Here is a 4,861-nt window from a genome sequence, read left to right as displayed (position 1 = left end):
CGGCCGCTGACCAGGATCGTGTAAGGGCTGTTCGTGCCGGCGTACTGCGCCAGCGCGGCGCCCGTGGTGACCGTGACCGTCGGTCCCGCGGCGTCGCTCCAGACCGCCCAGGAACCCGGGACGCCCGGTTCGGCGCCGGTGGAGTACCACGTCGAGTTCCACAGGCGGCCGAGGTGCGAGACCTTGTCGCCGGGTGCGTACGCCTGCGACGCGGTCCAGGCGCTCACTCCTCCGCACCCGGCCGGAGGGCCGGTCGATACGGTCAGGGTGACCCTGGCGGTCCGGGTGGCCGAGGCGCCGGTGCCGGTGACGGTCAGCGGATAGGTCCCGGCCGCCACCGAGGCGGACACCGATACGGACAGCGTCGCCGAGCCGCCGGAGGTCACCGATGACGGACTGACCGCCGCGCTCACCCCGGCCGGCGCACCGGAAACCGCCAACCGCACCGGCTGGGCAGTGCCCGAGGTCGTCACGGTCGACACCGCCACCGTGGCCGAGCCGCCCGGCGCGACCACCGCCGAGAAGGGCGACACCGACAGCGAGAAGCTGTCCTCGGTGGGCGGCGGCGTGCTGTCGCCGACCGCGTGACTCCACACAGCGGTGGCCATGGCGTTCACCGCACGGCCGAGCGGCACGTCGGCGATGTTGGCGGTGGTGTCGCACGCGCTGTGATAGCACGGGTCGTACGCCGCATTGGCGCTGCCGCCCCACTTCTGCGCCTGGGCGGCCGTCTTACGGGCGCTGGCGCCCGCGGCCACCCCGCTGCTGGCGATACCGGCGTTGCGGAACGACGCGTCGTCGGAGCGGTTGACCCCCTCGACGTTCTCCTCGGTGGCCACCCCGATCCGGTCGTAGTAGCTCTTCAGTGACGCGGCCAGCGGCGTGCTGATGTTGTTGATGAAGTAGCCGGCGTTCCGCGAGGCGATCATGTCGAAGTTCAGGTAGCCCTTGATGCTCGTGCGCTCGGCGGTCGAGAGCCGGCTGATGTAGTAGTTCGAGCCGCGCAGGCCCTGCTCCTCGTCGGCCCACCAGGCGAAGCGGACCCGCCGTGTCATGGTGGGGTTGTGCTGCGCGAGGGCGAGCGCCACCTGCAGCACACCGGCCGAGCCGGAGCCGTTGTCGTTGCTGCCCGGCCCGGCCCGGACGCTGTCGAGGTGGGCGCCGAGCATGAGGACCTGCTGGGCATCGCCGCCGGGCCACTCGGCGATCAGGTTCGCCGACTGGGCCGTGCAACTGGTGCACGGCTGACGGGTCACGGCGTAGCCGGCCGCGCGCAGCTTCTGCTCGACGTAGCTCACCGAGGCGGTGTAGCCGCTGCTGCCCGCGTACCGGTTGCCGCCGTTGCCGGCCGCGATGGACTGGAACTGTGACAGGTGGGCTTTGACGTCGGTGACGGTGATCTCGGGCGCGGCGAGGCCGGCGGCCGGGGCGGCCGGCCCGGCCGCACGGGTGGTCCGGACGGTGGTGGCCGACGCGGAGGTGGCCACGATGACGGGTACGGCGAGAGCCACCGCGGCCACGACCGCGGTGAGGGACCTTCGGTGTCGCACATTGCCTCCTCAGGCGATGACGGGCGGAGCGGGCCCGAGGTGGCTCGGAGCCCGCTCCGTCGTACACATCAATCAGCAGGCGCCGGCGTCACTCCAGACCGCCCACGAGCCGGGCGCGCCGGGCTCGGCGCCGGTGGAGTACCACGTGGAGTTCCACAGGTGACCGTTGTGGGAGACCTTGTCCCCGGGCAGGTATCCCTGGCCGGCATTCCAGGCCGCCGCGCCACCGCATCCCTGCGGCGGAGTGCCGCCGGAGACGGTGAGGGTGTACGCCGCCGTGTGCGTGCCGCCCGGGCCGGTCCCGGTGACCGTCAGCGGGTAGGTGCCCGCGGTGGCGGTCGAGGAGACCGAGACGGTCAGGGTGGCGGAGCCGCCGGAGGTGACCGATGCGGGACCCACCGATGCGGTGACGCCGGTGGGCGCACCGGTCACTGCGAGGTTCACCGGTTGGGCGTTGCCGGAGGTGGTGGCGGTGGCGACCGCGGCCGTCACCGAGTTTCCGGGCGCCACCGTGCCGGCCTGCGGGGACACCGACACCGAGAAGTCGTCGCCGGTGGGCGGCTGGCCGGTCGTGACGGTGAGCGTGTAGGTCGCGGTGTGGTTACCGGAGGCGGCCGATCCGGTGACCGTGACGGCCTTGCTGCCGACGGCAGCGGTTGCGGTGGCCCGCAGGGTCAGCGTCGACGGCTGGCCGGCCGTGACGGTCGCCGGGCTGAAGGTCGCGGTGACCCCGGACGGCAGGCCGGCCGCGCTGAGCGTGACGGGCTGGGCGTTGCCGCTGCTGACCTGGGTCGCCACGGTGGTGGTCACCGTGGCTCCCTGTCGCAGGCTGCCCGACGACGGGCTCACGGACAGCGAGAAGTCGTTCGACGGGCCCGGGGTGCCGCAGGCCGGCTCGCCGGACTGGGTGCCGATGCTGACCGCGCTCCACGCCGCCTTGGTGCTGACGCACTCCTGGGAGTTGGCGCCGAACAGGTTGACGGCGGACCGGACGCTCGCGCCGCGGTACTTCGGGGCGTTCCAGCCGGAGGTCTTCATGCTCATCGCGGCCATGAAGATCTGGCCGGCCTTCTGGATCCCGATGCCCTGGACGGTGCTGCCGTCACAGGTCGGGCTGGCCGGGTTGCCGTTGGCCGGCCGGCTGCCCTCGGCCAGCAGGTAGAACCAGTGGTTGGTGGGCCCGGCCGCCGCGTGCACCTCGGTGCCCGGGATGGCCGACGAGTAGCAGCTCGGGTCGCCGTTGGTCGCCGGGTTGTACATGTACCGGATGGGACCGTTGCCGACGAGGTTGATCTTCTCGCCGACGGTGTAGTCCGCCGGGTCGCCGGCGTTGCTGGCGTAGGCCTCGGTCAGGGCACCGAAGATGTCACCGGTGGCCTCGCCGAGTCCGGCCTCGCTCGCGGTGCCCGCCCCGGTGAACTGGTCGATCGCGTGGCCCATCTCGTGGCCGACCACGTCCATGCTGACGGCCTGGGCGGAGTTGGCCCGGTTGTGGCCGAAGGTGCCGGACCGGCCGTCCCAGTACGCGTTCACGTCGTTCAGGCCCACGTACAGCGGGAAGCCGCGGCCGTTGCCGTCGATGCCGCGCCGGCCCAGCCACGACTGCAGCATGGTCCATTCCTGCTGGACGGCGTAGTACGCATCGACGCAGGCCGTCTGCAGGTCTGTCCCGGTGCCGGTGCCGCCGTTGCGGTAGGTCTGCTTGGTGCTGTTGTTGGCGCAGGACAGGCCCGCGCGCTGAGGATCCTGGAGCAGGCCCCCGTTGGTGTCGATCTGGACGGATCCGTTGAGATAGCCCCGGGCGGCCTCGGACACCACGTCGTCCTTGGTGGACAGCACCTTGCCGGACAGCGCGTCGACCCACACGTGCAGGCTGCTCGGCGCGCCGTCGCGGGTGCCCAGGAGCTGGCTCTCGTACGCCAGCCGCGGCCGGGCGCTCAGCGCGTACACCACGAGCTGCGGGGCCGAGGCGCTGGACACCGAGTCGAGCTGGGCCCGGGCGGTGGCGCCGGCCTTGACCGCGGACAGTTTTGGCCGCAGCGACGTCAGGCTGACGCGGCCGTGCGCGGCGGCCAGGGTGTCGCGTACCCGGCCGGACGAGTCGACCACGACGGTCGCGTCGCCACCGACGACCGGCACACCGCGGTAGGTGCGGTCGTAGGTGATGTACTGCAGGCCACGCAGGCCGCTGACCGCGCTACGCCGCAGGAACGCGTCGTTCGGGCCCTTGGCGAGGTCGTCGAAGCCGTTCGCGGCGGCCCGGTCGGCGGCGGCCAGGGCGGTGGTCGAAGGGGCACCGGCCGCGGTGGTCGCCGGGGTCGGCGTCCGCGGTCGGTCGGCGGCGTCGGCGCTCGTGTGGAGGCCGGACGCGATCATGGCGGCGCCGGTGGTGATGACCACCAGCCCCGTCAGTACGGATTTCCTTCTCACCGAATCTCCTCAGGGGGTTGTGTTTCAGGAGGATCAGACGCGCTGCCACAACGCGGGGACGTTGGGCGGTTCCCACCCGGTCATCGCGGTGTGCGCCTGCAGGCACCGGTAGCTCACGCCGGCGTACGAGACCTGCGCCCCGGCCGCGTAGCCGGTGCCCGCCTGCCACGTGGTGCCGCCCGGTCCGGGCGGGGCTGTAGTGGTGGCTGTCGGCTGCGGGCCCGGGCTGCCGGAGGTCACCAGCGTCAGGCCGTACGCGGCCAGGATCGGGTTGACCGGCTGGAAGTACATGACGCCGCCGGAGGTGCAGTTGCCGGACCCACCGGAGGTGACACCCTGCGCCTGGCTGCCGGCCAGCCACGAGCCGCCCGAGTCGCCGGGCTCCGCACAGGCGTTGGTACGGGTCAGCCCGGAGACCGTGCCCTCGGCGTAGGTGACCGACGCGTTCTTCTGCTGGATCGTGCCGCAGTGCCAGCCGGTCGTGGAGCCGGATCGGCACACGGCGGCGCCCACAGCCGCCTCGGCGGAGCCGGCCACCGCCACCGTGCCGCCGCTGTAGTTGTTCACCAGGGGGCGCGGTGTGTTGCCTGCGTCCACCCGTACCCAGGCGTAGTCGCGGCCCGGGAAGGTCGAGCCTTGGAAGGCGCCGGCCGGCTGGCTGGTCCGGGCGCCGGGTTGGCCGCAGTGCCCGGCGGTGACGAAGCCGCCGGTGACCGAGAAGCCGACGGAGCAGCGGCTGCCGCTGCCGATGTAGTACGCGTTGCCCCCGATCACGTCCTGGTACGGGCGCGGGTTCTCGGCGCTGGCCTGCACCCGGACTGCGGTGGGGTCGGCACCGGTACGCGCGGCGAAGGTGCGTGCGACGTCGACGCCGTCGGGCC

Annotated in this window: 3 protein-coding genes; all 3 read right to left on the bottom strand. The window is 72.7% G+C overall.

All coding sequences use genetic code 11. The annotated features are described in order from the left end of the window. On the bottom strand, positions 1 to 1,550 hold a 1,550-nt coding region (locus AB0C29_RS33855; RefSeq protein WP_360828981.1), incomplete at its 3' end, for a M20/M25/M40 family metallo-hydrolase. 72 nt (positions 1,551 to 1,622) lie between these two features. Next, the gene (locus AB0C29_RS33850) at positions 1,623 to 3,980 is read right to left on the bottom strand and encodes a M4 family metallopeptidase (protein WP_360828978.1); all 2,358 of its coding nucleotides are present in this window, start codon (positions 3,978 to 3,980) and stop codon (positions 1,623 to 1,625) included. Between the two features lie 33 nt (positions 3,981 to 4,013). Next, the coding region (locus AB0C29_RS33845) for a carbohydrate-binding protein (RefSeq protein WP_360828975.1) at positions 4,014 to 4,861 on the bottom strand (848 nt) is incomplete at its 5' end.

The organism is Actinoplanes sp. NPDC048791, from assembly GCF_040650095.1.
Taxonomy (GTDB): domain Bacteria; phylum Actinomycetota; class Actinomycetes; order Mycobacteriales; family Micromonosporaceae; genus Actinoplanes.
The sequence above is the reverse complement of the archived record's forward strand: the minus strand, read 5'-3'. Positions and strand labels throughout refer to the sequence as shown.